The 25,588-nt window shown below is 71.9% G+C and carries 25 protein-coding genes and 1 tRNA gene; 5 read left to right on the top strand and 21 right to left on the bottom strand.

Annotation, left to right across the window (positions count from 1 at the left end):
• Positions 1-209: 209 nt before the first annotated feature.
• From N542_RS0100450 to N542_RS0100495, 9 genes are all read right to left on the bottom strand, one after another.
• Entirely contained in the window at positions 210-905 is a 696-nt protein-coding gene (locus N542_RS0100450) for a hypothetical protein (protein ID WP_231482339.1), read from the bottom strand.
• 336 nt (positions 906-1,241) lie between these two features.
• Positions 1,242-2,069, bottom strand: coding sequence for a DUF72 domain-containing protein (locus N542_RS0100460; protein ID WP_028642256.1), 828 nt, complete (start codon positions 2,067-2,069; stop codon positions 1,242-1,244).
• Positions 2,070-2,071: 2 nt separating this feature from the next.
• Positions 2,072-2,440, bottom strand: coding sequence for a hypothetical protein (locus tag N542_RS0100465; protein WP_028642257.1), 369 nt, complete (start codon positions 2,438-2,440; stop codon positions 2,072-2,074).
• A gap of 29 nt (positions 2,441-2,469) precedes the next feature.
• Entirely contained in the window at positions 2,470-3,480 is a 1,011-nt protein-coding gene (locus tag N542_RS0100470) for a phosphotransferase (protein ID WP_028642258.1), read from the bottom strand.
• 109 nt (positions 3,481-3,589) lie between these two features.
• Positions 3,590-3,665 (bottom strand) — tRNA-Asn (locus N542_RS0100475).
• A 66-nt stretch (positions 3,666-3,731) separates the two neighbouring features.
• Positions 3,732-4,253, bottom strand: a complete 522-nt coding sequence (locus N542_RS22690) for a hypothetical protein (protein WP_051551247.1) — start codon at positions 4,251-4,253, stop codon at positions 3,732-3,734.
• Positions 4,250-6,130, bottom strand: coding sequence for a DNA primase (gene dnaG / locus N542_RS0100485; protein WP_028642259.1), 1,881 nt, complete (start codon positions 6,128-6,130; stop codon positions 4,250-4,252). Before dnaG ends, N542_RS22690 begins: the two co-directional genes overlap by 4 nt.
• Before the next feature lie 21 nt (positions 6,131-6,151).
• Positions 6,152-7,066 (bottom strand): 2-hydroxyacid dehydrogenase, encoded by a 915-nt coding sequence (locus N542_RS0100490; RefSeq protein ID WP_028642260.1) that lies wholly within the window; start codon positions 7,064-7,066, stop codon positions 6,152-6,154.
• Positions 7,067-7,088: 22 nt separating this feature from the next.
• The gene (locus tag N542_RS0100495; protein ID WP_028642261.1) at positions 7,089-7,577 is read right to left on the bottom strand and encodes a winged helix-turn-helix domain-containing protein; all 489 of its coding nucleotides are present in this window, start codon (positions 7,575-7,577) and stop codon (positions 7,089-7,091) included.
• A 56-nt stretch (positions 7,578-7,633) separates the two neighbouring features.
• On the opposite strand from N542_RS0100495, the gene N542_RS22695 reads away from it, so the two are divergent.
• Positions 7,634-8,521 (top strand): S41 family peptidase, encoded by an 888-nt coding sequence (locus N542_RS22695; RefSeq protein WP_051551248.1) that lies wholly within the window; start codon positions 7,634-7,636, stop codon positions 8,519-8,521.
• Here the strand turns inward: N542_RS22695 and N542_RS0100505 are convergent.
• The 7 genes from N542_RS0100505 to N542_RS0100535 all read right to left on the bottom strand — a co-directional run bounded on the left by N542_RS0100505 (position 8,496) and on the right by N542_RS0100535 (position 16,509).
• On the bottom strand, positions 8,496-9,761 hold the full coding sequence (locus N542_RS0100505) for a deoxyguanosinetriphosphate triphosphohydrolase (protein ID WP_028642262.1): 1,266 nt from the start codon (positions 9,759-9,761) through the stop codon (positions 8,496-8,498). The two genes, N542_RS22695 and N542_RS0100505, sit on opposite strands and share 26 nt — an antisense overlap.
• Before the next feature lie 35 nt (positions 9,762-9,796).
• Entirely contained in the window at positions 9,797-10,684 is an 888-nt protein-coding gene (locus N542_RS26230) for a mucin-2 protein (protein WP_155992798.1), read from the bottom strand.
• Between the two features lie 141 nt (positions 10,685-10,825).
• On the bottom strand, positions 10,826-11,965 hold the full coding sequence (dusB, locus tag N542_RS0100515; protein ID WP_028642263.1) for a tRNA dihydrouridine synthase DusB: 1,140 nt from the start codon (positions 11,963-11,965) through the stop codon (positions 10,826-10,828).
• Between the two features lie 304 nt (positions 11,966-12,269).
• Positions 12,270-12,914, bottom strand: coding sequence for a hypothetical protein (locus tag N542_RS0100520; RefSeq protein WP_028642264.1), 645 nt, complete (start codon positions 12,912-12,914; stop codon positions 12,270-12,272).
• A gap of 26 nt (positions 12,915-12,940) precedes the next feature.
• The gene (locus tag N542_RS0100525) at positions 12,941-14,341 is read right to left on the bottom strand and encodes a glycine--tRNA ligase (RefSeq protein WP_028642265.1); all 1,401 of its coding nucleotides are present in this window, start codon (positions 14,339-14,341) and stop codon (positions 12,941-12,943) included.
• Between the two features lie 60 nt (positions 14,342-14,401).
• Positions 14,402-14,722, bottom strand: coding sequence for an antibiotic biosynthesis monooxygenase family protein (locus N542_RS0100530; RefSeq protein WP_028642266.1), 321 nt, complete (start codon positions 14,720-14,722; stop codon positions 14,402-14,404).
• A 17-nt stretch (positions 14,723-14,739) separates the two neighbouring features.
• A complete protein-coding gene (locus tag N542_RS0100535) occupies positions 14,740-16,509 on the bottom strand; it encodes a TolB family protein (protein WP_028642267.1) in 1,770 nt (589 codons plus the stop codon).
• A 154-nt stretch (positions 16,510-16,663) separates the two neighbouring features.
• Here N542_RS0100535 and N542_RS0100540 point away from each other — a divergent pair, with 154 nt between their 5' ends.
• From N542_RS0100540 to N542_RS0100555, 4 genes are read left to right on the top strand one after another with little or no spacing between them, the layout of a single operon-like run.
• Positions 16,664-17,557, top strand: a complete 894-nt coding sequence (locus N542_RS0100540; protein ID WP_051551250.1) for a metal ABC transporter substrate-binding protein — start codon at positions 16,664-16,666, stop codon at positions 17,555-17,557.
• A complete protein-coding gene (locus tag N542_RS0100545; protein ID WP_231482340.1) occupies positions 17,554-18,345 on the top strand; it encodes a metal ABC transporter ATP-binding protein in 792 nt (263 codons plus the stop codon). Before N542_RS0100540 ends, N542_RS0100545 begins: the two co-directional genes overlap by 4 nt.
• The gene (locus N542_RS0100550) at positions 18,342-19,349 is read left to right on the top strand and encodes a metal ABC transporter permease (protein WP_036505881.1); all 1,008 of its coding nucleotides are present in this window, start codon (positions 18,342-18,344) and stop codon (positions 19,347-19,349) included. Before N542_RS0100545 ends, N542_RS0100550 begins: the two co-directional genes overlap by 4 nt.
• Complete coding sequence (locus tag N542_RS0100555) at positions 19,336-19,746, top strand: Fur family transcriptional regulator (RefSeq protein ID WP_028642271.1); 411 nt, start codon at positions 19,336-19,338, stop codon at positions 19,744-19,746. The genes N542_RS0100550 and N542_RS0100555 overlap by 14 nt, the downstream gene beginning before the upstream one ends.
• A 31-nt stretch (positions 19,747-19,777) precedes the next feature.
• Here N542_RS0100555 and N542_RS0100560 read toward each other — a convergent pair whose 3' ends face one another.
• The 5 genes from N542_RS0100560 to N542_RS0100580 all read right to left on the bottom strand — a co-directional run bounded on the left by N542_RS0100560 (position 19,778) and on the right by N542_RS0100580 (position 25,584).
• Positions 19,778-20,548: an isoprenyl transferase gene (locus N542_RS0100560; protein ID WP_028642272.1), complete on the bottom strand. Its 771-nt coding sequence runs from the start codon at positions 20,546-20,548 to the stop codon at positions 19,778-19,780.
• Positions 20,549-20,579: 31 nt separating this feature from the next.
• Entirely contained in the window at positions 20,580-22,223 is a 1,644-nt protein-coding gene (locus N542_RS26235) for a sensor histidine kinase (protein WP_155992799.1), read from the bottom strand.
• 21 nt (positions 22,224-22,244) lie between these two features.
• Entirely contained in the window at positions 22,245-23,897 is a 1,653-nt protein-coding gene (locus N542_RS22710; protein WP_155992800.1) for a sensor histidine kinase, read from the bottom strand.
• A gap of 66 nt (positions 23,898-23,963) precedes the next feature.
• Complete coding sequence (gene recO, locus N542_RS0100575; RefSeq protein WP_028642273.1) at positions 23,964-24,704, bottom strand: DNA repair protein RecO; 741 nt, start codon at positions 24,702-24,704, stop codon at positions 23,964-23,966.
• Between the two features lie 22 nt (positions 24,705-24,726).
• Positions 24,727-25,584, bottom strand: coding sequence for an alpha/beta fold hydrolase (locus tag N542_RS0100580; RefSeq protein ID WP_028642274.1), 858 nt, complete (start codon positions 25,582-25,584; stop codon positions 24,727-24,729).
• Positions 25,585-25,588: the final 4 nt, after the last annotated feature.

Genomic DNA, 25,588 nt, shown 5'->3' on the forward strand with positions numbered 1-25,588 from the left:
GCCGGGGTGACGTAGCGACCAGTGATCGCAGAACGCACGTTCTTGCCACTACCGCTGCTGCTCTTCTTGCCAGCCATGGGACCTCCTCCTTTCTGCTCGACTACAACCATGGTGGCTGCTGGCACCGACAGAAACCGGGGCGACACGCCGATGAGAAGGTGAATGCCGAGAGGAGGGGTTGCGCGTACGCAATGATGGCCGGTTTCGTTTCAGTAGCCGGAGGGCATCGCCAGCACGGCGTCGATGGGCTGTGTCAGCGTCTCGTAGTTCGCGGTGGTGAAGGTCGCCCCGATGAGACCGGCCTCCTTGGCGACGATGGCGTACATGGCCCACATGATGCCGTTCTCCAAGGTGCTGCCACGCGGGGCGGCGACTGCTTGGCAGCCGAGGAACGCGGCCAACTCCGACCGCCCGAGAACCTGACTCTTCGCGGCGGCGCTGAGAGCCTGCGTGGCGAGGAACAGGTTCACCCGTGCGGGGTCGATGGTCGCGACCGTGCTCGTGTACGTGCTGCCGATGGTCGTCTTCTGCGCGCTGGTCGTCGCGGCCAGCAGGTCGAGGATCGCGCCGACCTGGCGAGTGCTACCTCCGTCGCCGGAGACGACCTGTCGGAGCGTGCCAACCCCCACCCCAGAGCCAGGCCAGGTCACCGACTGCATGCCGTGCGTGCCCACGCCGTCTGCGACGACCGGCGTCCCCGTTACGGGGAGCACCTTGAAGCCACCATCGGCGGGCCACGTGACCGGGAGCACCTTGAGGGAGGCGTAGGACGAGAGCCAGACGGCCAGCAGCCAGCCGTGGTTGTAGACCTGCGTGCCGAGAGTCGAGCCGGAGTCGTCCGTAACGACGGCTGGGTCGCGAACGACGCGGAACACAGACTCGCAGAATCCAGTCGGCCCGGGCACAACGTCGGCGGTCGGCTTCCAGAGGCCGGGCCAAGCATGGGGACCGTTGGGGTTGGTCCAGGCTGCGAGGTCACCCGGAGCGCCGCTGCCCGTCACCACAGTCACGTTGTCGAGGAAGACCTCCAGCGCAGCACCAGAGGCCGAAGAGTTCAAAGCTTGAAGAGACAGTTAGCCACCCTGTCCGTCCGGAACCGCGCCCCACTTGTGGTTGTACGTGGCGAGGACAGTCCACGCCGTGCCGTTGGGCGAGACCGAGAAGATGACCCGATTATGAGTCCTCTGCTCTAACCGACTGAGCTACCGCCCCCGGAGGGCGCCGCCCTCGCGGCGGAGAGCCTAACCGGTGCGGAGGCGCTCGATCAGCCGCATGGCGTCGTGCGGCGCGAAGCCCTTCGCGTCGTTGTCGAAGTAGACGACCACGTCGGCGGTGCGCGACCACTGAGCGATGCGTTCGGCCCAGGCGCCGAGAGCAGCGTCGGAGTAGCCGCTCGTGTAGAGCTCCTGGTCGCCGTGCAGGCGCACGTAGGCGAGGTCGGAGGTGACCACCTCGGCGCGCGGCCACCGGCCGGCCGAGTCGGCCACGACCGTCGCGATGCGGTGCTCGCGGAGCAGCGCGAACGCCTCGTCGGTGCAGAACGACTCGTGACGGAACTCGAGGGCGTGGCGGATCGTGCGGTCGGCATGCCCGCGAGGAGCCTGCGTCAGTGCCCGGTCCTCGGGCACCTTGTCGTCGTGGCGACGGGCGAGCGCCGCGGCCTCGCCGACGGTCCGGGGCAGCAGGTCGAAGAACGACGCCAGGAGGTCGGCGTCGTAGTGCAGCCGCTCGGGGATCTGCCACAGCATCGGGCCGAGGCGGTCCTGGAGGGCGAGGACCCCGGAGGCGAAGAAGTTCGCGAGCGGGGTCTCGACGTCGCGCAGCCGCTTGAGGTGGGTGACGAAGCGACCGCCCTTGACGGCGAAGAGGAAGCCGTCGGGCGTCTGGTCCCGCCAGGTGGCATACGAGGAGGGCCGCTGGAGCGAGTAGAACGACCCGTTGATCTCGACGGACCCCAGCCGCTCCGCCGCGTAGCGCAGCTCCTGGCGCTGGGGCAGTCCCCGCGGGTAGAAGTCACCCCGCCAGCCGGCGTAGGTCCAGCCCGAGATGCCGATGCGGACCTCCCCCACGGCTACCTGCTGCGGTTGGTGTCGATCGCGAGGGCGAGGGTGTTGAGCGCGGCCCAGCCGAGGGTCAGGCCGAGCACCTTGCGGCGCAGCTCGGGATCCTTGGTCATCGTGCCGAGGACGGCGGCGTCGCCGAGGTCCATCGCGATGCGCAGCAGCATCGCGGCGCGCATGGTCCCGTCGGAGCGGCCGAGGACGCCGAGCGCGCTGATCGCCGAGTCGCGGACGCCGTACGTGCGGGCCAGGAGCTCCAGACCTGCCTGGTCCTTGCGGTCCGAGTGCAGCGCCTGCCACAGGTGCGACGGCTGGCTGAGCGCGTAGACGCCGTACGCAGCGGAGGCGGTCGACATGAGGCGGCTCAGGGGGTAGCTCATGACCGGGCGGTACCCGGACTCGGCGCGAATCACGCCGACAGCAACGGGTCCCGGGTCAGCGAGGTGAGCCAGCGCGCGGCGGCGTCGCCCCAGTCGTCCAGCTCGGCGGCGTCCATCGGGGCGGTGCAGCGGATCCAGGACTCGGTGCGGGCCAGGCGGGCGAGCTGGAGGGCCGCCGGGAGCGCCGCGCGGATCTCGGCGGCCGTGGCGTAGTCGGTCCACACCTCGACCGCAGCATCGGCGACCCGGTGCAGCCGCGGGTCCTCGGGACCGGCGTCGAGGGCGTGGGCGAGTCCGTTGATCGGGATCAGCAGCGCTGCCAGCGGCTCCATGAGAAGGGCGTCGGCGAAGTCGAAGAACCTCAGCCCACCGCCGCGGTCGAAGACGTTCCTGCCGTGCAGGTCGTTGTGGCACAGGGTCAGCGGCAGGCCAAGCGCGCCCACCTGCTCCGACCACGCGGACACCGCCGGCAGCAGGGCGCGTACGGCGGCGCGGTCGTCGGCGTGCATGGCTCGTCGGTCACCCGCGGGCAGGGCCGCGAAGGCGTCGAGCTGGACCTCGACGTACGAGCGGCAGTCCCCCGGCGCGAGGGTCGTGAGCCCGGCCGCGGCCAGGCGGTCGGCGTACCGCGCCACCTCGAGCTGCAGCTGCGCGCCGCCCGCGACCACCCGGCACCACGTGTCGACGTCATCGTCCGCGGACTCCCCCAGCACCGGCCCCTGGTCGGGCGTCAGCAGCAGGTCGCGGTCCCGGTCGGCGGCGGTCACGGGTACGACGTGGCGCGCCGCCAGGTCGTTGAGCGCGACCAGGAGGCGGGCCTCGTGCGCCTGCGTGGGGCAGTTCTGCTTCGCGAAGAAGACGCCGCCCGGCGTCTCGGCCCGCCACACGGTCGCCCAGGGCCGGATCTTGACCGGCTCCAGCGAGCTCGGCTCCCCCACCGCGTCCGCGATCCAGGCCGTCAGCTCCGCCCGGAAGGCGTCGCCCGACCAGCGCTCGCTGGTGGACGGCAGGCGCAGCGCGATGTCGGCGTACCGCGGCATGCGCCGCAGCCTGTCAGAGTCCGCGGAGCGCCGGAAGGGACCGTCGTGTCCCCGGCACCCCCGGACATGACGAAGGGCCCGTCTCGCGATGAGACGGGCCCTCCGATGCTGGCTCCCCCGGTTGGACTCGAACCAACAACCCTCCGATTAACAGTCGAATGCTCTGCCAGTTGAGCTACAGGGGATCGGTACAGCCCGCATAGATTAGCAATCGGCGTCCGTACTGAAAAATTGAGGGGTCCGGCGACCGCTCAGTCGAGGCCGACGTCGGCCCGAGCGGCCTCGAGAGCCTCGGCAGCCGCCGCCTGGACGGCCGGATCGTCGGGGTCCACGCCCTCGTCGTACTCGTAGATCCACTGCACCGGGCGGTCACCGGCGGGGGCCCGACGAGCGATGACGCGGACGCCGCGGCGACCGCTGAGCGGCACGTGACGCTGCAGGATGACGCTGGCGGTCACCCGCTCGCGGACCAGCTCCAGGAGCAGGCCCGGGGCGTCGATCGTGAAGAGGTGGTCGGGGCGCACCTCGCCCCAGGACCCGACCTCCCGGACCCGCAGGGTCGAGGCGTCCTGGTCCCAGTCGGCGGCCTGCACGTCCTCCCACGGGATCCGGACGGTCTCCTCGAGCCCGAGCGCTCCCCCGCCCCGCGAGCGCAGGATGTAGAACGCGTCCCTGGTGCCGCCGAGGTGCGCCTCCTCCGCGACCGCGTCGGCGAGCAGCCGCTCGCCGCGCTCGACCCGGATGGGCGGGCGCTCGCGTCGCAGGGGCGTCACTGGGCCGGCCCCGCGAGCCGGTCGCGCAGCGCGCGGCGGTGCGCCTCGAGCGCGGCCAGCTCACCGAACATCTTGTTGAACTCCTCCGGGTGCTCGACCGGGTTGGTGCGCTGCAGCTTGGACTTGATCGCGGCGATCCGGCGCGCGGCCGTCAGCTCCATCAGGCGGACGACGTGCTGCGCGACGTACGCCGCGTCGGGCTCCTTCTTGAGCGGCTCGACGCCGATGGCCCCGATCACCGAGGAGACGGCCGGGTCGGTGGCCGAGTCGCGCAGCTTGTTGGCCCAGCCGGGGTCGCCCGCACCCGCGACCGAGCCGCCGGCGCCCTCGACCAGCTCCCAGACGGCGCGGTAGGTCGGATGGGTGAAGTCGTTGGGCCCGAGGTCGGTGGTCGTGCGACCGATGGCCATCGGGTGCTGGATGACCAGCTTGAGGGTCTCGCGCTCGGTCTCGAAGCGAGGGTCGCGCAGGTCGGGCACGGTGCTGCGCGGCGGCGGCGTCGCGGCCGCCGCCTCGGACGCCGCCGCGCCCCGGGCGTCGCGGAGCTGCCGGGACGCCGCCCGGCGGACCTCCGTGCGGGCCTCGTCGACGTCGATGCCGATCATCCCGGCGATCTCGCGGGCGAAGGCGTCGACCTTGGACTTGTCGCGGATGCTCGACACCAGGCGGGCGCTCTCGCGCAGGGCGTCGACCCGGCCGTCGGCGCGGTCCAGGTCGTACTTGCCCACGATGTTGGAGAGCACGAAGCGGTAGAGCGGCACCCGCCGGGCGACCAGCTCGCGCACGGCGGCGTCGCCCTTCTTGATGCGCACGTCGCAGGGGTCGAGCCCGTCGGGCTCGACGGCGACGTACGTCTGCGAGACGAAGTTCTGGTCGCCGCCGAAGGCGCGGATGGCGGCCTTCTGGCCGGCGGCGTCGCCGTCGAAGGTGAAGATCACCTCGCCGCGGAACTCCTCGTGGTCGTTGAGGAAGCGGCGCAGCACCTTGGAGTGGTCGTCGCCGAAGGCGGTGCCGCAGGTGGCGACCGCGGTGCCGACGCCGGCGAGGTGGCAGGCCATCACGTCGGTGTAGCCCTCGACGATGACCGCCTGCGACGACTTCGCGATGTCGCGGCGGGCCAGGTCGAGCCCGTAGAGGACCTGGCTCTTCTTGTAGAGCCGGGTCTCGGGGGTGTTGAGGTACTTCGCCTCGATCTTGTCGTCGTCGAAGATCCGCCGGGCGCCGAAGCCGATGGTGTCCCCCGGAGCGTCGCGGATCGGCCAGAGCAGGCGGCCGCGGAAGCGGTCGTACGGCGAGCGCCCGATCGCCACGAGACCGGACTCGACCGTCTCCTCCTGGGTGAAGCCGCGCCCGCGCAGGTGCTTGAAGAGCACCTCGCCGTCGCGTGGCGCGAAGCCGAGGCCGAAGGTGGCGGCGGCCTCCTGGTCGAAGCCCCGCTCGACGAGGAACTGGCGGGCCACCTGCGCGTCGGGGGTCGCGAGCTGCTCGGCGTAGAACTGCTGGGCGATCTTGTTGGCCTCGATCAGCCGGTTGCGCTGCGGGCCCTTCGGCCGCTCCTCCTGGACGCCGCCCTCCTCGCGCCGCAGCTGGACGCCGTACTTGTCGGCGAGGCGCTCGACGGTCTCACCGAAGGTGAGCCCGTCGATCTTCATCAGGAAGCTGATGACGTCGCCGCTCTCGCTGCAGCCGAAGCAGTGGAAGAACCCGCGGGCGGGGGTGACGTGGAACGACGGGGACTTCTCGTCGTGAAAGGGACAGAGGCCCTTCTGGGAGCCGCCGCCGGCGTTCTTCAGCGTGACGTACTGCGAGACGACGTCGTCGATGCGCGCCTTCTCGCGCACCTCGGCGATGTCTTCCTCGCGAATCCGGCCGGCCACGTGGCGGAGTCTACGGGCGGATCAGTAGTCGCCCGACATGACGTTCCACAGGTCCTCACCAGCGGCGTAGCGGTGCAGCTGGTCGCGCACCAGCCGGTGCGCCCGGGGCCACATCGCGCTGCTCGCGCCGCCGACGTGCGGGGAGATCAGCAGACCGGGGGCGTCCCAGAAGGGGTGGTCCTCGGGGACCGGCTCCGGGTCGACCACGTCGACCGCGGCGCGCAGCCGGCCGGTGTCGAGCTCGGCGAGCAGCGCGTCGTTGTCGACGACGGCTCCGCGGGCGACGTTGACCAGCAGCGCGCCGTCCGGGAGCGCCGCCAGGAAGGCGGCGTCGACGAGGCCGCGGGTCTCCTCGGTGAGGGGTACGACGAGCACCACCACGTCGGCGCTGGGCAGGAGCTCGGGCAGCTCGGTGAAGGCGTGCACGCCGTCGCGCGCCGTCCGCGCCACGCGCGTGACCTCCACCTCGAAGGGGAGCAGCCGACGCTCGATGGCGGCGCCGATCGCGCCGTACCCGACGAGCAGGACGCGCTTGTCGGCGAGCGCGGGGCGCCAGCCGGGCCGCCACTGGTGCCGGTCCTGGGCGCGCACCCAGCTGGGGATCCCTCGCAGGCTGCTCAGGACGAGCGTCAGCGCGAGCTCCGCGGTGGAGGTGTCGTGGATGCCGCGGCCGTTGCAGAGCGTGACGCCGTCGGGGACGTGCGGGCGCAGGTTGTCGACGCCCGCGGTCAGGGTCTGCACGACCTCGAGGCCCGTCATTTGGGGCAGGACGTCGGCGACCGCGGACCCGACCTGGTAGGGCGGCACGTAGAACCGCACCTGCCCCACGCTGTCGGGGACGTGCTCGGTGGGGTCGACCACCTCGTAGCGCAGACCCGCCGGCGGATCGTCCAGCAGGTCGGGTTCGAACGGCAGCCAGACGAGTCGGTCGGTCACGGCGGCGAGCCTAGTCGGGCACTCAGCGCCGGTAGACGCTCACCAGGACGCCGTACGACGTCTCGCGGTCACCGGCGGGCTCCAGCTCGTGCACGACCCGGTCGAGGTGACGGGCCAGCGCCTCGGCCTGCGGGCGGGTGAGCCGCAGGGTGCGGTGGTTGAGCAGCGGGTCCGTGGCCGCCTGGACCTCCTCGGAGATCGAGGCGAGCATCGCCCGGGTCGCGTCGCGGGCCTCACCCGCCTCGCCCGAGAGGCGGAGACGCCCGGCCGTGCGGACGTAGTACTGCTCGGTGCCACCGCGCACGGTGCGGGTGCGTCCGGGGGCCAGGAGGTCGGCCGCGACCAGCACCTTCACGTGGTGGGCGACGTTGCCCTTGTTGGTGGCGAGCCGGTGGGTGAGCTGGCTGACGGTGGCACCGTCGGCACCGACCTCGCGCCAGATCCGGTGCCGCATCGGGTGGTCGAGGGCGCGCAGCTGCGCGGAGGTCGCGGTCTCGACGGGGTCGGGCACGGATCAAGCGTCAAGAGAAGTAGACGCTTCGTCAAGCCCACCGCTTCACTGGCTGCGTGCTGATCCCCCTCGTGCAGGACCTCGTCCGTGCCCACTACGTCTTCCCCGACGTCGCCGAGCAGATCGCTGCCGGGCTGTCCGGCCTCGACCTCGAGGACGGCGGACCCGTCGACGCCGCGACGCTGACGACGGCCCTCCAGTCGGTCAACGGCGACCGCCACCTGCGGGTCCGGCACTACCCCGACGGCGTACCGCCGGAGGACGACGAGGCGGCCGTGCGTGCCTGGTTCGCGACCATCGTCGAGCAGCAGGGGCCGGGCATCTCCGCCGTACGCCGCCTCGACGGCAACGTCGGTCTGCTCGCCGTCGGTCCCATCATCCCGACGCCGGAGCACCTCGGACCGGCAGCGGCAGCGGCCTTCACCCTGCTCCGGGGCGTCTCGCGGGTGGTCATCGACGCCCGCGACTGCGTCGGCGGGGTCCCGGAGTCGGTCGCGCTCCTGGTCAGCCACCTGTGCGGCGACGCACCCGTGCACCTGCAGGACCTGCTGACGCGTGACGGCACGGTGGTCACGTCGTGCACCACGCCGTCGGTCACGCCCAAGGTCCCCGCCGACGTCCCGGTCGACGTGCTGACCAGCGCCCGGACCTTCAGCGGCGGCGAGGAGCTCGCCTACGACCTGCAGGCGCTCGGCCGGGCCCGGGTCGTGGGGGCGACCACCGGTGGCGGCGCCCACCCGCGCGAGGCCTTCGACCTCACCGCCCACCTGCAGCTGCACGTGCCGACCGCCCGCTCGGTCAACGCCGTCACGGGCACCAACTGGGAGGGGACGGGGGTGCGCCCCGACCTCGAGTGCGCGGCCGAGGTCGCGCTCGAGACCGCGCTAGAGACCGCGCTCGCGACCGCGCTCCAGCCCCTCAGCAGAGCCGCTGGTGCCAGGTGACCGCACTGGCGTCGGTGAGCGAGGCGACCTGGTCGATGACGACCCGCAGCCGGGCCGGCTCGTCGACCGCCGCGTGCCAGTCGTCGGCGAACGGCCGGTCGAGCGCGTCCGGCCCGCGGTCGAGGAGCACGGCGACGAGCTCGGCGAGCAGCTCGCGCTGACGGTGCATGAGCGCCACCCGGTCATCGGTGCGCATCACGTAGTGGGCGGCGATCCCCTTGAGCACCGCGATCTCGAGCCGGGTCGCCTCGGGCACGACGAGGTCGGCGGCGTACCGGACGAACGGGCCGTCGGAGGCGGCGTACGTCGCGTGCTGCACCGCGCCGCAGAAGCGGCCGATGAGGTCGCTGGTGAGGTTCTTCAGGGCGCCGAGCGAGCGCCGGCTCCCGTCGTACGGCGTCGTCGGCCAGCTGCCGACGGTCCGCAGGCCGCTCAGCGTGGCGTCGAGGGCGTCGTCGGAGGCGGCGGGGAGGTACCAGTCGCGCACCGTCTCCCAGACCGCGGCGGGCTCGATCGCGGTCAGGTCGACGCGGCCGGCGACGATGCCGTCCTCGATGTCGTGCACGGAGTAGGCGACGTCGTCGGCCAGGTCCATCACCTGCGCCTCGACGCACTGGCGGGTGCCGACCGCGCCCCGGCGCAGCCAGTCGAAGACCGGCCTGTCGTCGGCGTACACCCCGAACTTGACCGCCGTGCGCGGCGACCCATCCGCGTGGACGCCCTGCGGGCCGTCGGCGGCCCCGTGCGGCCAGGGGTACTTGGTGCAGGCGTCGAGGGTGGCGCGGGTCAGGTTGAGCCCGACCGAGGCGCCGCTCGCGTCGAAGGTCTTCGCCTCGAGCCGGGTGATCAGCCGCAGGGTCTGGGCGTTGCCCTCGAAGCCGCCGCACGCCTCCCCCAGCCGGGCGAGGACGCGCTCGCCGTTGTGGCCGAACGGCGGGTGCCCGAGGTCGTGGGCGAGCGCGGCGGTCTCGGCGATGTCCGGCTGGCTACCGAGCGCGCGAGACAGGTCGCGGGCGACCTGGGCCACCTCGAGGGAGTGGGTGAGCCGGTTGCGCACGAAGTCGTCGCTCTGCGGGCCGACCACCTGGGTCTTGGCCGCGAGCCGTCGCGACGCCGCGGCGTGCACGACGCGGGCCCGGTCGCGCTCGAACGGCGTGCGGATCGGTGCGTCCACGCGCTTGGGCGGCTCCTCGACGAGCCGCTCGCGCGCGCCCTCGTCGTACCCGTCGTGGTCAGTCATCGCAGGCGAGCCTAGAGGCAGCGCCCACGCGGGCGTCAGTAGGTGGAGACGTGCACGTGGTCGAAGTGGTTGGCGGTGGCCGAGCCACGGTCGGGGAAGGTGCGCCACCCCTCGCCGCCACGCTGCTGGGTGAAGATCCGCTGCCGCCACAGGATGTCGTAGAGCTGGAGCTCGGCGGCGTGGGACCGCAGGAAGTCCGCGATCGCCGTGCCGAGGGTGACGTCGCTGGTCATGATGTCCAGCGCCTTGCCCGAGGAGTGCTCGCCGTGCCCGTCCCAGCCGCCGTACGACGTGATCTGCGGGAAGGCGTGGCACACCGAGCGGTAGACGTAGACAGCGTTCTTGGTGAGGCCGTTCTCGACGCCGGGGTCCGGGCACGGGGCCATCGACAGGCCGGCGGGCGCGGTCGGCGGCTTCTCGTCGGAGAGGTAGCCCGCGGTGATCCAGCGCGACTGGCCGTCGATGGCGACCTCGACGCGGCCGTCGGACTTGCGACCGGTCACCAGGATCCGCTTGCCGGTCTTGATCTCGCCGTCCTGGGCCGCGTCCTTCGCCGCTCCCAGCCAGAGGTTCAGGTCGGCGGTGGTCCACATGCGGGTGTCGGCGGCGCGCACCGCCGCCCGGGTGACGGCGCGGCGCTGGCTGCGGTCGAACGCCCGCTGGAGCTGCGCGCGCTCGACCCGCGAGCCGAGCCGGGACTCGGCGCGCGAGGCGACGTCGCTGGAGCCGTCCACGGCGGGGGTGGCCCGGGAGATCGTCGTGGCGTCGCGGGTGGCCAGGAGGCTGCCCGGGTCGGGACTGCTCGCCAGGACTCCGATCGTCACCGCGGATGCGGTGGCGAGCAGGGCGAGCGGCGCGGCCACGGTTGCGGCGCGGGGCTTGCGGCGGGCATCGGTGTCCCGCTTGTGGCGGTGTTCTGCCACAGCGCTGATCCTTAGCTGTTGTCCGTCAGGGGCGTGTTGCCGGACCGCCACGGTGGTCACGAAACGGCAACGACGGTCGAGTCAACCACAGCTCGGCTAGACCGGTGCAATCTTCAACGGACAAATCGGGGGTGGGGTGACTCACCCGCCAGTGGTCTCGTCGGCGTCCTCGTGGAGCTGGGAGCCGGCGCCGTCGGTGTCGTCGTACCAGCCCTCGGGCACGACCACGCGGTCGCGGGGCGAGCCCTGGCGTCCGCGCGGCGTCCCGAGCTCCGCGACCGGGAACGTCTCCGTCGGGTCGAGCTCGGCGAGCAGCCGGTCGAGGTCGGCGAGGGTGTGGACCAGACCCAGCGAGCGGCGCATCTCACCGCCGGCGGCGAAGCCCTTGAGGTACCACGTCACGTGCTTGCGGAACTCCTTGCAGCCCCGCTCCTCCCCCATGTGCTGGCAGAGCAGCTCGGCGTGGCGCCGCATCATCGTCCTCACCTCGCCGAGCGTCGGCAGGGTCGCGACCGTCTCACCGGAGAAGGCGGCCGCCAGGTCGCGGAAGATCCAGGGGCGGCCCAGGCAGCCGCGGCCGACGACCACGCCGGCGGCACCGGTCTGCTCGACCATGCGCACGGCGTCGGCGGCCTCCCAGATGTCGCCGTTGCCGAGCACCGGGATGTCGACGTGGTCGACCAGGGCCGCGATCGCCTCCCAGTCCGCGGTGCCGGAGTAGGCCTGCACCACGGTCCGGCCGTGCAGCGCGATCGCCGCCACGCCGCTCTCCTGCGCGATCCGGCCGGCGTCGAGGTAGGTCAGGTGGTCGTCGTCGATGCCCTTGCGGGTCTTCATCGTCACCGGCACGTCGTACGGCGTGGCCGCGGCGACCGCGTGCTCGAGGATCTCGGCGAGCAGCCCCCGCTTCCAGGGCAGCGCACCGCCACCGCCCTTGCGGGTGACCTTGGGGACCGGGCAGCCGAAGTTGAGGTCGATGTGCGCGACGCCGTACTCGGCGCAGAGGATCTCGGCCGCCTTGCCGACGTAGACCGGGTCGGTGCCGTAGAGCTGCACCGAGCGGGTCGTCTCGAGCTCGTCGAAGACCAGCATGTCCTTGGTGTGCTGGTCGCCCTCGACCAGGCCGCGGCTGGTGATCATCTCGCAGACGTAGAGCCCGGCGCCCTGCTCGGCGCACAGGCGCCGGTACGCCGCGTTGGTGATGCCCGCCATCGGCGCCAGCACCACCGGCACGTCGACGCGCAGCGACCCGAGGGTCAGCGAGGACGGCAGGGCAGACATGGGCTCATTGTCCGTAAGCGGTGTCCGTGCACCCAAATCCGGTGGGTGCATGGGGGGTTCCGGCCGCGCGAGTCCGCCGTTTGGTCACCAACCGCAGAAAAACAGGCCCCGCAGCTGCGGTTGGTGACCAAACGGCGCCCTGCCGGCGCACGTCAGCCGCTCTCGAGCGACCCCAGCCGGCTCACCGCCCGACCGACCGCGTGCACCCGCGGATTGGTCACCAACCGCAGAAAAACAGGCCCCGCAACTGCGGTTGGTGACCAAACGGCGGCCCCGGAGGCAGCAGGCAGCCCTCAGGCCACCGTCACTTCTTCTTGGCCTTCGGTGCGACGTACGCCGTGACCTCGCCCTCCCAGGTGATGGGGTTGAAGGTCTCCTCGGGGCGGAAGCTCACCGCCTCGAGGGTCCCGGCGTCCGGGGCGAGGTAGACCAGGCACATGTCGGCCTTGGCGCCCGGGCCGAACTTCTTCGGCAGCGCCGTGCTCGGGCACGCCGTGAAGGAGCTCGCGAACGGGGTCGACTCCAGCAGGAGGTTGTCCTCGTTGACGACGTAGAGCGGCACCCGGCGGCCGCCGAGGTCGGTCTCGCCGACGTTGGTGACCCTCACGTGCACGAAGTACGGCGTCGCCTTCTTCTGCGCCGCCGTCAGCTGCCAGGCCGAGAGCGACTTCTTGACCGTCGTCCTCTCGAGCTTGGTGACGCCGAGGTCGAGGACGCCGACCTCGTCCTGGCGCGGCTGGTAGGCAACCGTCGCGGTGTCGCCGACCTCGAGGTGCTTGCCCTGCGGGGTGAGCTCGACCCCGTCCGGCACCGGCAGGTACGGCGTGGCGCTGGCCGACGCGGTCCCCTTCGCCGACGCCCCCTCCGAGTCGGAGCCCGAGCAGCCGGCGAGCAGGGTCGTCGCCACCACGACGGCGAGGGCCGTGGTCCCGAACACGCGCGAGGTCATGCGGACATTGTGCCTAGCCGAGGGCGTCAACAACCGACGAAACGCTCGGCGAAGTACGACACGGCGCGATCGAGGCTGATCCGCTCCTGGGCCATCGTGTCCCGCTCACGCACGGTGACGGCGTCGTCCTCGAGCGTCTCGAAGTCGACGGTGACGCAGTACGGCGTACCGATCTCGTCCTGGCGGCGGTAGCGACGGCCGATGGCGCCGGAGTCGTCGAAGTCGACGTTCCAGCCCGCGGTGCGCAGCTCCAGCGCGAGGGCCTTGGCCTTCGGCGACAGGTCGGCGTTGCGCGAGAGCGGCAGGACCGCCACCTTCACCGGCGCCAGGCGCGGGTCGAGCTTGAGCACCACGCGCTTGTCGACGCCGCCCTTGGTGTTGGGCGCCTCGTCCTCGGTGTAGGCATCGACCAGGAAGGTCATCAGGCTGCGCGAGAGGCCCGCGGCCGGCTCGATGACGTACGGCGTGTAGCGCTCGTTGTTGGCCTGGTCGAAGTACGACAGGTCCTGGCCGGAGTGCTTCGAGTGGGTCGTGAGGTCGAAGTCGGTGCGGTTCGCGATGCCCTCAAGCTCGCCCCACTCGGAGCCCGCGAACCTGAAGCGGTACTCGATGTCCACGGTGCGCTTGCTGTAGTGGCTGAGCTTCTCCTGCGCGTGCTCGTAGTGGCGCAGGTTGTCGGGGTTGATGCCGAGCTCGACGTACCAGGCGGTGCGCTGGTCGATCCAGTACTGGTGCCACTCCTCGTCCTCGCCGGGCTTGACGAAGAACTCCATCTCCATCTGCTCGAACTCACGGGTGCGGAAGATGAAGTTGCCGGGCGTGATCTCGTTGCGGAAGCTCTTGCCGATCTGCGCGATGCCGAAGGGCGGCTTCTGGCGGCTCGAGGTCACCACGTTGGCGAAGTTGATGAAGATGCCCTGCGCGGTCTCGGGCCGCAGGTAGTGCAGGCCGTTCTCGTCCTCGATGACACCGAGGTAGGTCTTGAGCAGACCGGAGAACTGGCGCGGCTCGGTCCACGCGCCGCGGGTGCCGCAGTTGGGGCAAGCGACCGTGGACAGGTCGACGGTGTCCGGGTCGTCGAGACCCTTCTTCTCCGCGACCTGCTCCTGGAGGTGGTCGGCGCGGAAGCGCTTGTGGCAGGACTGGCACTCGGTGAGCGGGTCGCTGAACGTCTCGACGTGGCCGCTGGCCTCCCAGACCTGGCGCGGCAGGATGATGCTGGAGTCGAGACCGACCATGTCGTCGCGCATGGTGACCATGGACTTCCACCACTGACGCTTGATGTTCTCCTTGAGCTCGACACCGAGCGGGCCGTAGTCCCACGCCGACCGGGTGCCGCCGTAGATCTCACCGCACGGGTAGACGAAGCCCCTCCGCTTGGCGAGCGAGACGACGTGGTCGACGGTGGACGGGGGCGGCTTGGCCACGGTGGAGCTCCTGCGGGTCACGGCCGGCTGGCTGCCGGTCAAGGGGGAACGTGCGAGCGCTCAGCCTAACGACCGGGGCGAGCCGATATTGAGAGTGGTGCCCGGCTCCACCCGCTCGTACGCCGACGGCTCCTCGATCGCCTGCGACAGGGTCATCACCGCGCGCAGCTTCACGTCGTACGACGAGAGCGCCCGCCGGTAGCCGCCGACGTTGTCCCACCGGGTGCTGAGCACCCACAGCTCCGGGTCGTCGACGTTGCGGCCGATCTCCCCGCCGGCGTAGCCCGCGCACGCGGCCAGTGCCTCCCGCGCCGTCTCCAGGTCCTCGCGGAAGGACGCAGCGCGCTCGGCGGGGACCCGGAACCTGTTCACGACCAGCACGGGGCGACCGTAGCGGCTCAGCCGAGGAACTTGTGGAAGACGTCCTGCTGGAAGGCGTTGTTGTCGTGGGCCGCGAAGTTCGTCGCGGCCGAGAGGAAGAAGACCGACCTGCCGTCGGGTGCCCAGGCGGAGCCGGTTGCGCTGACCATCCCGAAGAGCGTGGAGCCGCTGGTGCCGTTCGTGCCGCTGGGGAGCACCGACACGAGCTGCATCGCCCCCGTGCTGAGGTTCTTGACGTAGATGTCGTCGAGGATGTTCTTGTCGTAGCCCTGCACGAGGTCGAAGGCCTGCGTCATGAACATGACCCGGGTGCCGTCCGGTGACCAGGTCGGCATCCGGCTGCCCCGGTTGCTCACCGAGAACTGGCCGCCGGGGCGCAGCGAGACCACCCGGACCGCGTTGGACGAGAGGTCCTTGACGAAGACGTCCGCGGCGGAGTTGTCGTCGCCGCTGACGAGGTTGGTCGCGGTGGAGCTGAACGCCACCCGGTTGCCGGTCGGGGCGAAGGCCGGGTTGTCGCTGGAGCTGTTGGCCTGGCCCCCACCCGCGGAGACCGACACCCGCTTGATCGCCCCCGTCTGGACGGTCTTGACGAAGACGTCCCTGCTGACGTTGGTGTCGCCCGGCACCAGCTCGTGCGACGACGACGTGAACGCGACCCGCTTCGAGTCGGGGCTCCAGACCGGTTCGACCGAGTCCAGCGGGCCGCTCCCGTCCGAGGGCAGCACGCCGGCGGAGGTGGCGCTGATGGGCACGTAGTTGGCGGTGCCCACCTGCCACGCGAAGACCTGAGAGCTCGAGTTCGCGTTGGGCGCACAGGCGTCGCCACAGCCGTCGACGTACCTCGAGGCGTACGCGATCCACGCGGCGTTGGGTGACCAGGTCGCGTCGCCCACCCCCGCCGCGATGTAGCCCACCGAGCCGTCGTCGAGGTCCTTGGCCAGCAGGAAGGGCCCGACCGAGCCGTCCAGGACGACGCCGTCGATCAGGTTCGTCGCGTACGTCGTGAGCAGCAGCTCGTGGCTGCGCGGCTTCCACCCGATGACCCGCGCCTCGCTGACCCAGCCGCCGTCGTTGCCCAGCACACCGCTGGCCGACTTGTCGACGACCCGGAGGGCTCCGGTCGCGAGCGTCTTCACGTAGAGGTGCAACAGCCCGTCGGTCGCCTCCGGCCGCAGGTTGGTCGCGTCGGACCAGAAGGCGACGTACTTCCCGTCCGGCGAGACCGCCGCCGAGTTGACCGAGCTGCCGTTCGCACCGGCTCCACCGGCGGTCGCGTCGACCTGGCGGAGCACCCCCGCGGCGTACGGCGGAGCGGACTTCCGCTTGAGGACGATCTTGTCCACGAAGACTCCTGCGCGGCCCGCGACGACCCGCACCTGGATCCTGCCGGAGCCGCTCACGGCGACGGTCCTGAACCGGACCTTCCGGGCCGCGGTGGAGACCGTCCTGCGCACCGTGCCACCGACGAGGATCTGGGCCCGCCCCCGGCGCGGCCCGATCTGCAAGGTGACCGAGCCCCCCGCGCCCGCAGCCCTGGTCGTCAGGGTCGCACCCGCGCGAGCGGCCTTCGACAGCGTCCTGCGGTAGGCCTTCGCGGCCCGGACCGCCCGCCAGCGGCCCGAGCGCTGCAGCGAGCGGTCGTCGATGGTGCTCGACGCGGCGCGGCTCGAGGTCGGTGTCCCTGCGGAGCCGCTCGCGGGAGCCGGGCCGACGACCGCGACCGAGAGGCAGATCGAGAGACACATCGAGAGACAGAGCGCGACGACGGGACGGGACTGGACCATGGGTCACCTCACGACGAGACGCTCACCCGGACGGGTGACCTCTGCACCGTAGGGATCCCGACCGGCCGTCGGACATGGCCCGAACGTGCCACCCGGCGGAGCGCATTCGGCGACATGTTGACAATCATTCTCAAATAACCTGAGAATGGTTCTCATGAAGACGCTCGCCCTCCTCGCGCTCGCGCCCCTCGTCCTCCTGAGCGGGTGCTCCGCCTTCACCGACGACACCGTCGGGCTGGACAACGGCGTGCAGGTCGCGGCGGCGTTCTACCCCCTGCAGTACGTCGCCGACCGGGTCGCCGGCGACCACGCCGAGGTGCAGAACCTCACCGCTCCCGGCGGGGAGCCGCACGACCTCGAGCTCACCCCGAGGGAGACCGCGGACGTCGCCCAGGACGACCTCGTCGTCTACGAGCGCGGCTTCCAGCCCGCGGTCGACGACGCCGTCGACGAGAACGCCGAGGGTGCCGTGCTCGACGTGACCGACGTCGTCGCGCTGGTGCCGTTCAAGGAGCACGGCGTCGACTCCGACGAGGACGACCCGCACTTCTGGCAGGACCCGCTGCTGCTCGCCGACGTCGGCGACGCGGTCGCGAAGAGCCTGGCGAAGGTCGACCCGACCCACGCCGACGACTACACCGCCAACGCCCAGGACCTGCGCGCCGACCTGGAGGGGCTCGACCGGGAGTACGCGACCGGGCTGCAGGGCTGTGAGCGCGACACCATCGTCGTGAGCCACGACGCGTTCGGCTACCTCCAGCGGTACGGCGTGACCATGGACGCCATCCTGGGCCTCTCCCCCGACTCCGAGGCGACCCCGGCCGACCTGGCGCGGCTGCAGCGGGTGATCCGCGACGAGGGCGTGACCACGGTCTTCTCCGAGACCCTGGCCAGCCCGGAGACCGCGGACTCCCTGGCCCGCGACATGGGCGTCCGGAGCAAGGTGCTCGACCCGATCGAGGGGCTCTCCGACGAGACCTCCGGCGAGGACTACCTTTCCCTCATGCGCCGCAACCTGGCGTCCCTCGAGGAGGCGAACGGCTGTTGAGCACCCCACCCGTGCTCGAGATGAGCAACGGCGCGGTCGCCATCGCCGGCCGGCCGATCCTGCGCGGCATCGACCTGAGCGTGCGCTCCGGTGAGTTCGTCGCCCTGATGGGTGCCAACGGGTCCGGCAAGTCCACGCTGGTCCGCGCGCTCACCGGGCTGCGGCCCCTGGCCGGCGGTGCGCTCAGCCTCTTCGGGACGCCGTACGACGACTTCCACGACTGGCAGCGCGTCGGCTTCGTGCCCCAGCGCGGCGGCGCCGCGTCCGGCGTACCGGCGTCGGTGTGGGAGATCGTCGCGTCCGGCCGCCTCACCCACCGGCGACTCCTGCGACCCCTGGGCCGGCGTGACCGGGCGGCCATCGCCGAGGCCCTCGACGTGGTCGGGCTGGCGCACCGCGCGCGCGACGGCGTCTCGACGCTGTCCGGCGGCCAGCAGCAGCGGGTCCTCATCGCCCGCGCGCTGGCCGGTGAGCCGGACCTCTTCTTCCTCGACGAGCCGACCGCCGGCGTCGACCTGCCCAACCAGCAGATCCTCGCGGACACCCTCGAGACCCTCTCGGAGCGCGGGGCGACGATCGTCCTGGTCGCCCACGAGCTGGGTCCGATGGCGCCCCTGATCGACCGTGCCGTGGTGATGCGGGACGGCCGGATCGCGTACGACGGCCCGCCGCTGGCCAGCGCGGAGGTCGCCACCGCCCACCTCGACGGCCACCACCACCATCACCACGAGCCTGAGCGTCACGACCACGCTCCGCACGTGGCCTCGCCGATCGACGGTGCGAGATGAGCGACTTCCTGGACCTGCTCGGTCTGCCCTTCATGCAGCGCGCCATCATCGCCGCGGTCTTCACCGGCCTCGCGGCCCCGGCCGTCGGCACCTACCTCGTGCAGCGGCGCCAGGCCCTGATGGGCGACGGCATCGGCCACGTCGCTGTCACCGGGGTTGCGCTCGGACTGCTGACGAACAGCTCGCCCACCTGGACGGCGGTGGTGGTGGCCGTGCTCGGTGCGGTGCTGATCGAGGTCATCCGCGAGCGCGGCCACACCAACGGCGACGTCGCGCTCGCGCTCCTCTTCTACGGCGGGCTGGCGGGCGGCGTCCTGCTCACCGGGCTCGCCGGGCAGAGCGCCGCCAGGTTGAACCAGTACCTCTTCGGCGCGATCACCACGACGTCGCCGGGCGACGTGATCGTCGTGATGGTGCTGGCGGCGGTGATCGTGCTGGTCTGCGTCGGCCTGTCGCCGCAGCTCTTCGCGGTCGCCCAGGACCAGGAGTTCGCCCGGGTCGCCGGGCTCAACATCCGCTTCTACAACGTGCTGGTCGCGGTGCTCGCCGCCGTCAGCGTCACGGTCGCGATGCGGACGGTCGGGCTGCTCCTGGTCTCGGCCCTGATGGTGGTGCCGGTCGCCACCTCGCAGCAGCTGACGCGCTCCTTCCGCTCCACGCTGGGGGCGGCGATGGTCCTCGGCACGCTCGCGTCGGTCGGCGGGCTGCTGCTCTCGGCGTACGCCTCCACCTACGCGCGGGTCGCGCCCGGCCCGACGATCGTGCTGGTCGCGCTGGCCGGCTTCGTCGTCGCGTGGCCGGTGGGCGTGCTGCTGCGGTCGCGGCACCGCCTCCGGCGGCCCTTCCCCGTGGTCGAGGTCGCGGCCCACGAGGTCATCGACGAGCACCCGCACGACCACGGCAAGGACTGCGGTCACGTCGCGGTCCAGCACGGCGACCACGTCGACTACGTCCACGGCGGGCACCGCCACGCGCCCCACGGGAGGCACTATGACGAGCACTGACGCCACGCCCCCGCTGCCCCCGCTGCGCCCGACCCGGCAGCGCCGGGCCGTCGTCGAGGCGATGGCCTCCTTCGCGGACTTCCGCTCGGCCCAGGAGATCCACGAGCTGCTCGGCGAGCGGGGCGAGCAGGTCGGCCTCGCCACCGTCTACCGCACCCTGCAGCGGCTGGCCGACGCCGGCGAGGTCGACGTGCTCCGCACGGAGGACGGCGAGGCGATCTACCGCCGCTGCTCCGACAGTCACCACCACCACCTGGTCTGCCGCTCCTGCGGGGCGACCGTCGAGGTCGAGGGCCCGACCGTCGAGCGCTGGACCAGCGCCATCGCCGCCGAGCACGGGTACGCCGACGTCAGCCACGCCCTGGAGATCTTCGGGACCTGCCCGCGCTGCCGCTAGCGTGCGTCCTCGGCCGACCGGCCGCGGCGGCTCACTGCAGGGCCCCTCCGTAGCGACGGTCGCGTCGGGCGTAGAGGTCGATCGCCTGCCACAGGTGCCGACGGTCCACGTCGGGCCAGAGCACGTCGGTGAACACGAGCTCGGCGTACGCCGCCTGCCACAGCAGGAAGTTGGACAGCCGCTGCTCCCCCGACGTGCGCCAGATCAGGTCGGCGTCGGACTGCTCGGGCACGTAGAGGTGACGCGCGAACGTCTTCTCGTCGACCTTCTCGGGGTCGAGCCGACCGGCGGCGACCTCGCGGGCGATGCTGCGGGCGGTGTCGGCGAGCTCCGCGCGGCCGCCGTAGTTGACGCACATCGTCAACGTGAGGACGTCGTTCTTCCTCGTCAGCTCCTCGGCGACCTGCAGCTCCCGGATCACCGACTTCCACAGCCGGGGCGCCCGGCCGGCCCACCGGACCCGGACGCCCAGCTCGTGCATCTCGTCGCGACGCCGGCGGATCACGTCGCGGTTGAAGCCCATCAGGAACTTGACCTCGTCGGGCGAGCGCGACCAGTTCTCGGTGGAGAACGCGTACGCCGAGATCGCCTTCACGCCGATCTCGATCGCGCCCTCGACGACGTCGAAGAGCGACGACTCGCCCTGCTCGTGCCCCTTGGTCCGGGGCAGGCCCCGCTCCTTGGCCCAGCGGCCGTTGCCGTCCATCACCACGGCGACGTGCCGCGGCACCAGGTCCCGCGGGATCGCCGGCGGCCGGGCGCCGGAGGGGTGCGGCGTGGGCTGTCGTACGGCGCGCTTCACACCAGGAGCGTATCGAGCCTCTCCGGTGGACTCAGGAGGCGAGGCGGGCGATCTGCACCGGCAGCACGACCCGGAACTCGCTGCCCCGTCCGATCTCGCTGTCCACCTCGATGCGACCGCCGTGGCTCTCCACGATGGACTTGGTGATGCTCAGGCCCAAGCCGATCCCCTGGATCGCGCGGTCGTGCGCATCCTGCGCGCGGAAGAAGCGGGTGAAGAGCTCCTCGCGGTCCACCTCCGAGATGCCGATGCCGTCGTCCGCGACGACCAGCTCCACCTCAGTGGCGCGGGCGCGGAGCTCGACGTCCACCCGGCCGCCGCGCAGGCTGTACTTGATCGCGTTGGACACGAGGTTGTCGACGACCTGCGCGAAGCGGTGGGCGTCGGCGTCGACCCACAGAGCCGAGGGCGACCTCAGCGACAGCTCCACGCCGGCACGCTCGGCGGCCGTCCCGGCAGTCTGCACGCACTCGCGGACGATCGCGCCCAGGTCGGTCCGGGTGCGCTCGACCGGCATCGCACCACCGGGCTGCTGCTCCTGCAGGAGGTCGGCGACCAGCCGCTGGAGCCGCTCGGTGTTGCGGGCGACCACCGCCAGCTGCTTGATGACGTGCGCGGGCAGGTCCTCGTCCTCGAGCAGGATGCTGACGTAGCCGACGATCGAGGTCAGCGGCGTGCGCAGCTCGTGCGACACCAGGGCGACGAACTGGTCCTTCACCGCCAGCGCCTGCATCAGGTCGGTGATGTCCGTGCCGGCCAGCGCCGCACCGATGAACCCGCCGTCCTCGCCCTCGGCGTGACGGGCGGAGACCGACACCGCCCGCCGGGTGCGCGGGTCGGCACCCGACCACATCCGGAAGTCGTCGAACTGCTCCCCGCGCGCGGCGCGGGCGCTGGGCACGTCGTCGGCGCGCAGCAGCGTGACGCCGTCCGCCGCGAACGTGTCGCCGGGCCACGTCAGGCCCCGTCCCTCGGGCAGGCTGAGCGAGACGAAGTCGCCGTACCGCTCGTTCATCGCCACCAGGTGTCCGTCACGGTCCAGGAGCATCAGGCCGACCCCCGCGGCGTCGAAGATCGCCTGGGACGTGTGCTGCTGGGCCCGGATCGTCTCCAGCGCTCGGGCCAGCTCGCACTCGCCACGCTCGGCCCGCGCCTGCGCGGAGCGGGCCACGTCGAGACCGGCGGAGATCGCGACCGCGCTCACCCCGGCGATCAGCGGCATCATCGCCAGGTACGTCGCCGCGGCTCCCTCGCCGCCGTGGACGACGAGGCCGGGCACGGTCACCAGTGCCAGGCTGGCTCCCACGGCCAGCACGGCGCCGCGCTCGCCGTACCGACGCCCGAGCCAGAGCGCGGGCAGCACGACCAGCAGCCCGAGGCCACCGTCCTCGCTGCTGAGCAGCGCCAGCCCGAGGATCGCGATGTCGAGGATCGCGATCACCGTGATCGCCGCCCGCCTCCGCGGCGACGGGACCCACCACACCGCCGCGGCGAGCAGCGTCGCCGCCGCGATCGCCGCCGGCACCTGGCGCCCTTCCGAAAGCGGCACCCCGCCGAGCACGCGCAGGCACGCCTCGACGACCAGGAGCAGGGTGAAGCCCAGCTGGAGGACCCGCGGGTCGGGCTCGCCGCCGAGCCACACCAGCTGCCAGACCGCCGAACCGGAACGACGCACGAGTCTCACCGTCATCGCTCCTCAGGAGGCGAGTCGGATGGCGGTCAGCGGCAGCACGACCCGAAACTCGCTGCCCCGCCCGATCTCGCTCTCCACCTCGATCCGGCCGCCGTGGCTCTCGACGATGGACTTGGTGATCGACAACCCCAGTCCGACCCCCTGGATCGCGCTCAGCGTGGCCTCACGGGTGCGGAAGAACCGGGTGAAGAGCTGGCACTGGTCGTCGGGGTGGATGCCGATGCCGGTGTCGCGCACCCGGATGACGGCGCACCCGTCGACGGACGTGACGTGCACCCACGCGCGCCCTCCGGCGGCCGTGTACTTGATCGCGTTCGAGAGCAGGTTGTCGACCACTTGGCCCAGGCGCTGCGGGTCGCCCAGGAAGTCGATCCGCTCGGGGACGTCGACCTCCAGTCGGATGCCGGCTCGGGTGGCGTTGGGCCGCGCGGCCACGACCGAGCCACGCACGATGACCGCGAGGTCGGTCCCCTGCTCGCGCAGCGGCGCGGCGTGCGCGGAGTGCTGGACCTCCTGGAGCAGGTCGCCGACCAGGCGCTGCAGCCGTCGTCCGTTGCGCGCCACGACCTCCAGGTGCTTGCGCAGACCGGGGTCGAGGTCGGTGCGTTCGAGCATGACCGCGACGTACCCCACGATCGAGGTCAGCGGGGTGCGCAGCTCGTGCGAGACCAGCGCGATGAAGTCGTCCTTGACCAGCAGGGCCCGCATGAAGTCGGTGACGTCGGTGTAGGAGACCGCCGCGCCCACCAGGCTGCCGTCGGAGTGCTCGACGCGGCGCGCCGAGATCGACATCGCGCGCCGGGCGTCCGGAGCACGACCGATCCAGACCCGGAGGTCGTCGAACTCCTCACCGCGTCGGGCCCGGGCCGTGGGCACGTCGTCGATCGGCAGCCGGGTCGTCCCGGACTCGTCGAAGACCCACGGGTCCTCGATGTTGCCGGCCGGGTAGGCCAGCTCCGAGAACTCCGCCAGCCGCTGGTTGATCAGCACCGGCTGACCGTTGCGGTCCAGCAGCGCGAGACCGACGTCCACCGCCTCGAAGATGGCCTGGGCCGACCGGCGGCTCCGCTCGATGACCTCCATGGCCGCCTCGAGCTCGGCCTCGCGGGCCTCGGCGCCGGCCTGCGCGGTGCGCGCCGCGGTCAGACCGGCGGTGATGGCCGCCGCGCCGACGCCGGCGACGACGGGCAGGATGATCAGTCGCTCGAACGTCACGGCATCGGCGCCGTGGGCAACGAGTCCCGGGACGGTGATGAAGGCCAGCACGGAGCCGATGGCCAGCGCGGCTCCACGCAGACCCATCACGGCCCCGAGCCAGATCGACGGCAGCACGAGCAGCGGCGAGGCGGTGCCGAGGTCCGGGCCGGCTGCGAGCATGCCCAGGGCGGCGATGTTGACCACCGCCATGGACCTGGTGCGCAGGTCGAGCTGGCTCGGCGGTGAGGTCATCACGGCCACCAGGCCGAGTGTCGAGGCGGCCACCCCGGCCACCGGCCAGGACACCAGCGGCACCGGGCGGTCGCCGAGCGTGCGCAGCACCATGGCACCGACGAGCAGCAGCGTGAACCCGCCCTGGAGCACGCGGGGATCGGGCTCGCCGTCGTTCCAGCACAGATGGGTGATGACCCATCGACTCCGCTGAGTCCAGCCCCGCACCGCTGCCTCCTGACGCTCCTGTCTCACTGAGCATCGGCCGACGGGGGCGCTACCTGAGCGGAAGGGTCAGCGCTCGACGTACGCCATCGACTTGAGGCCGCGCTCGAGGTGCCAGGAGAGGTACGCCGAGACGAGGCCGCTCGACTCCTTCAGCTGCCGCGGATGAGCGACGTCCACGACGGCCCAGTCCCCGCTGAGCAGGGCCGCGAGCAGCGCCACCGTCTCGGGGGCGGGGTTGGCGGAGCCCGGCACGCGGCAGGTCGCGCACAGCACCCCGCCCATCGACGGATTGAACCAGCGGTGCGGTCCGGCGCCGGGGTTGGGCAGGGTGCCGCAGCGCGCGCAGTGCTCGAATGACGGGGCGTAGCCGGCGACCGAGAGCGAGCGCAGCAGGTAGGAGTCGAGGACCTGCCCGGGTCCGTGCTCGCCGGCCGTCATCGCCCGCAGGCCGCCGACGAGGAGCAGGAACTGCTGGACGCTGGGCTCGCGCTCCTCGGTCACCAGCCGGTCGGCGGTCTCGAGCATCACCGTCCCGGCGGTGTAGCGGTCGTAGTCGAGACCCAGTCCCTTGGCGAACGGCGCGATCGTCTCGGCCTGGGTGATCGTGTCGAGGTTGCGCCCCTCGGCGAGCTGCAGGTCGACGTGGGTGAAGGGCTCGAGCCTCGAGCCGAAGCGCGACGTCGTACGGCGCACGCCCTTGGCCACCGCGCGGACGCGACCGTGCTGCCGGGTCAGGAGCGTGATGATGCGGTCGGCCTCACCCAGCTTGTGGGTGCGCAGCACGATCGCCTCGTCACGGTAGAGCACTCGCCCATTCTGCCTGGGCGGGTCAGGATCCGGCGCGCCGGCGGCGGCGTGGCGTCCGCCAGCACTGGGCCACCAGCTGGACCGCGGCCTCGTCGAGCCGCTGCGGGCGCAGCCGCCACTCCAGCGCGGTCCGGGCCCGGAGCAGCGTCGCCCGCGGCAGCTCACCGGCCAGCATCTCCGCATCGGCGAGCGGACGCAGCAGGTCGAACGGGTGTCCGACGACCAGCGCCGGCACGTCGATGCGGCGCCGTTCGCGCGCCGACGGCGCCACTCGTCCGAAGAACATCCCGTGCAGGAGCGCGGCGACCGCTCCGGGCCGCTGGTTGCACGTGTCGAGGGCGATGCCCGCCCAGAAGGGGACGATGCCGCGCGGCACCGACCGGGTCACGCGGCGCAGGGCGCTGACGGCCAGCGGGAGGAACCGAGCCGTCAGCAGCACCGGACCGAAGGTCAGGATCCCGGCCTCCACGCCGTTGTCCAGGATCGGGGCCTCGAGGATCAGACCCCGCACCCGGTCCGGGGCGATCGCGGCGGTCTCGAGAGCGGTGTTGGCTCCCAGCGAGGTCCCGCCGACCACCGCCTGGGACGCACCCAGGTGGTCGAGCAGGGCCACCACCTGCTCCGCGAAGACGGTGACCGAGTAGGCCTGCGGGTCGGCCGGACGGTCGGAGCGCCCGTGGCCGAGCGGGTCCAGGGTGACGACGTGGAATCCCTGCGCGGCCAGCACCCGGGCCAGCGGCTGCTGCATCCGGCGCGGCAGCAGCTCGGCCGGCAGCAGCACCACCCAGGCGTCCCCGCCGCCGTACTCGGTGAACTCGAGCCGGTCACGACCGGCGTGGGTCTCGACGAAGAGCTGCCCGATCCGCTCCGACACCAGCATGCCC

The organism is Nocardioides sp. URHA0020 (assembly GCF_000620705.1).
Lineage (GTDB): Bacteria > Actinomycetota > Actinomycetes > Propionibacteriales > Nocardioidaceae > Nocardioides.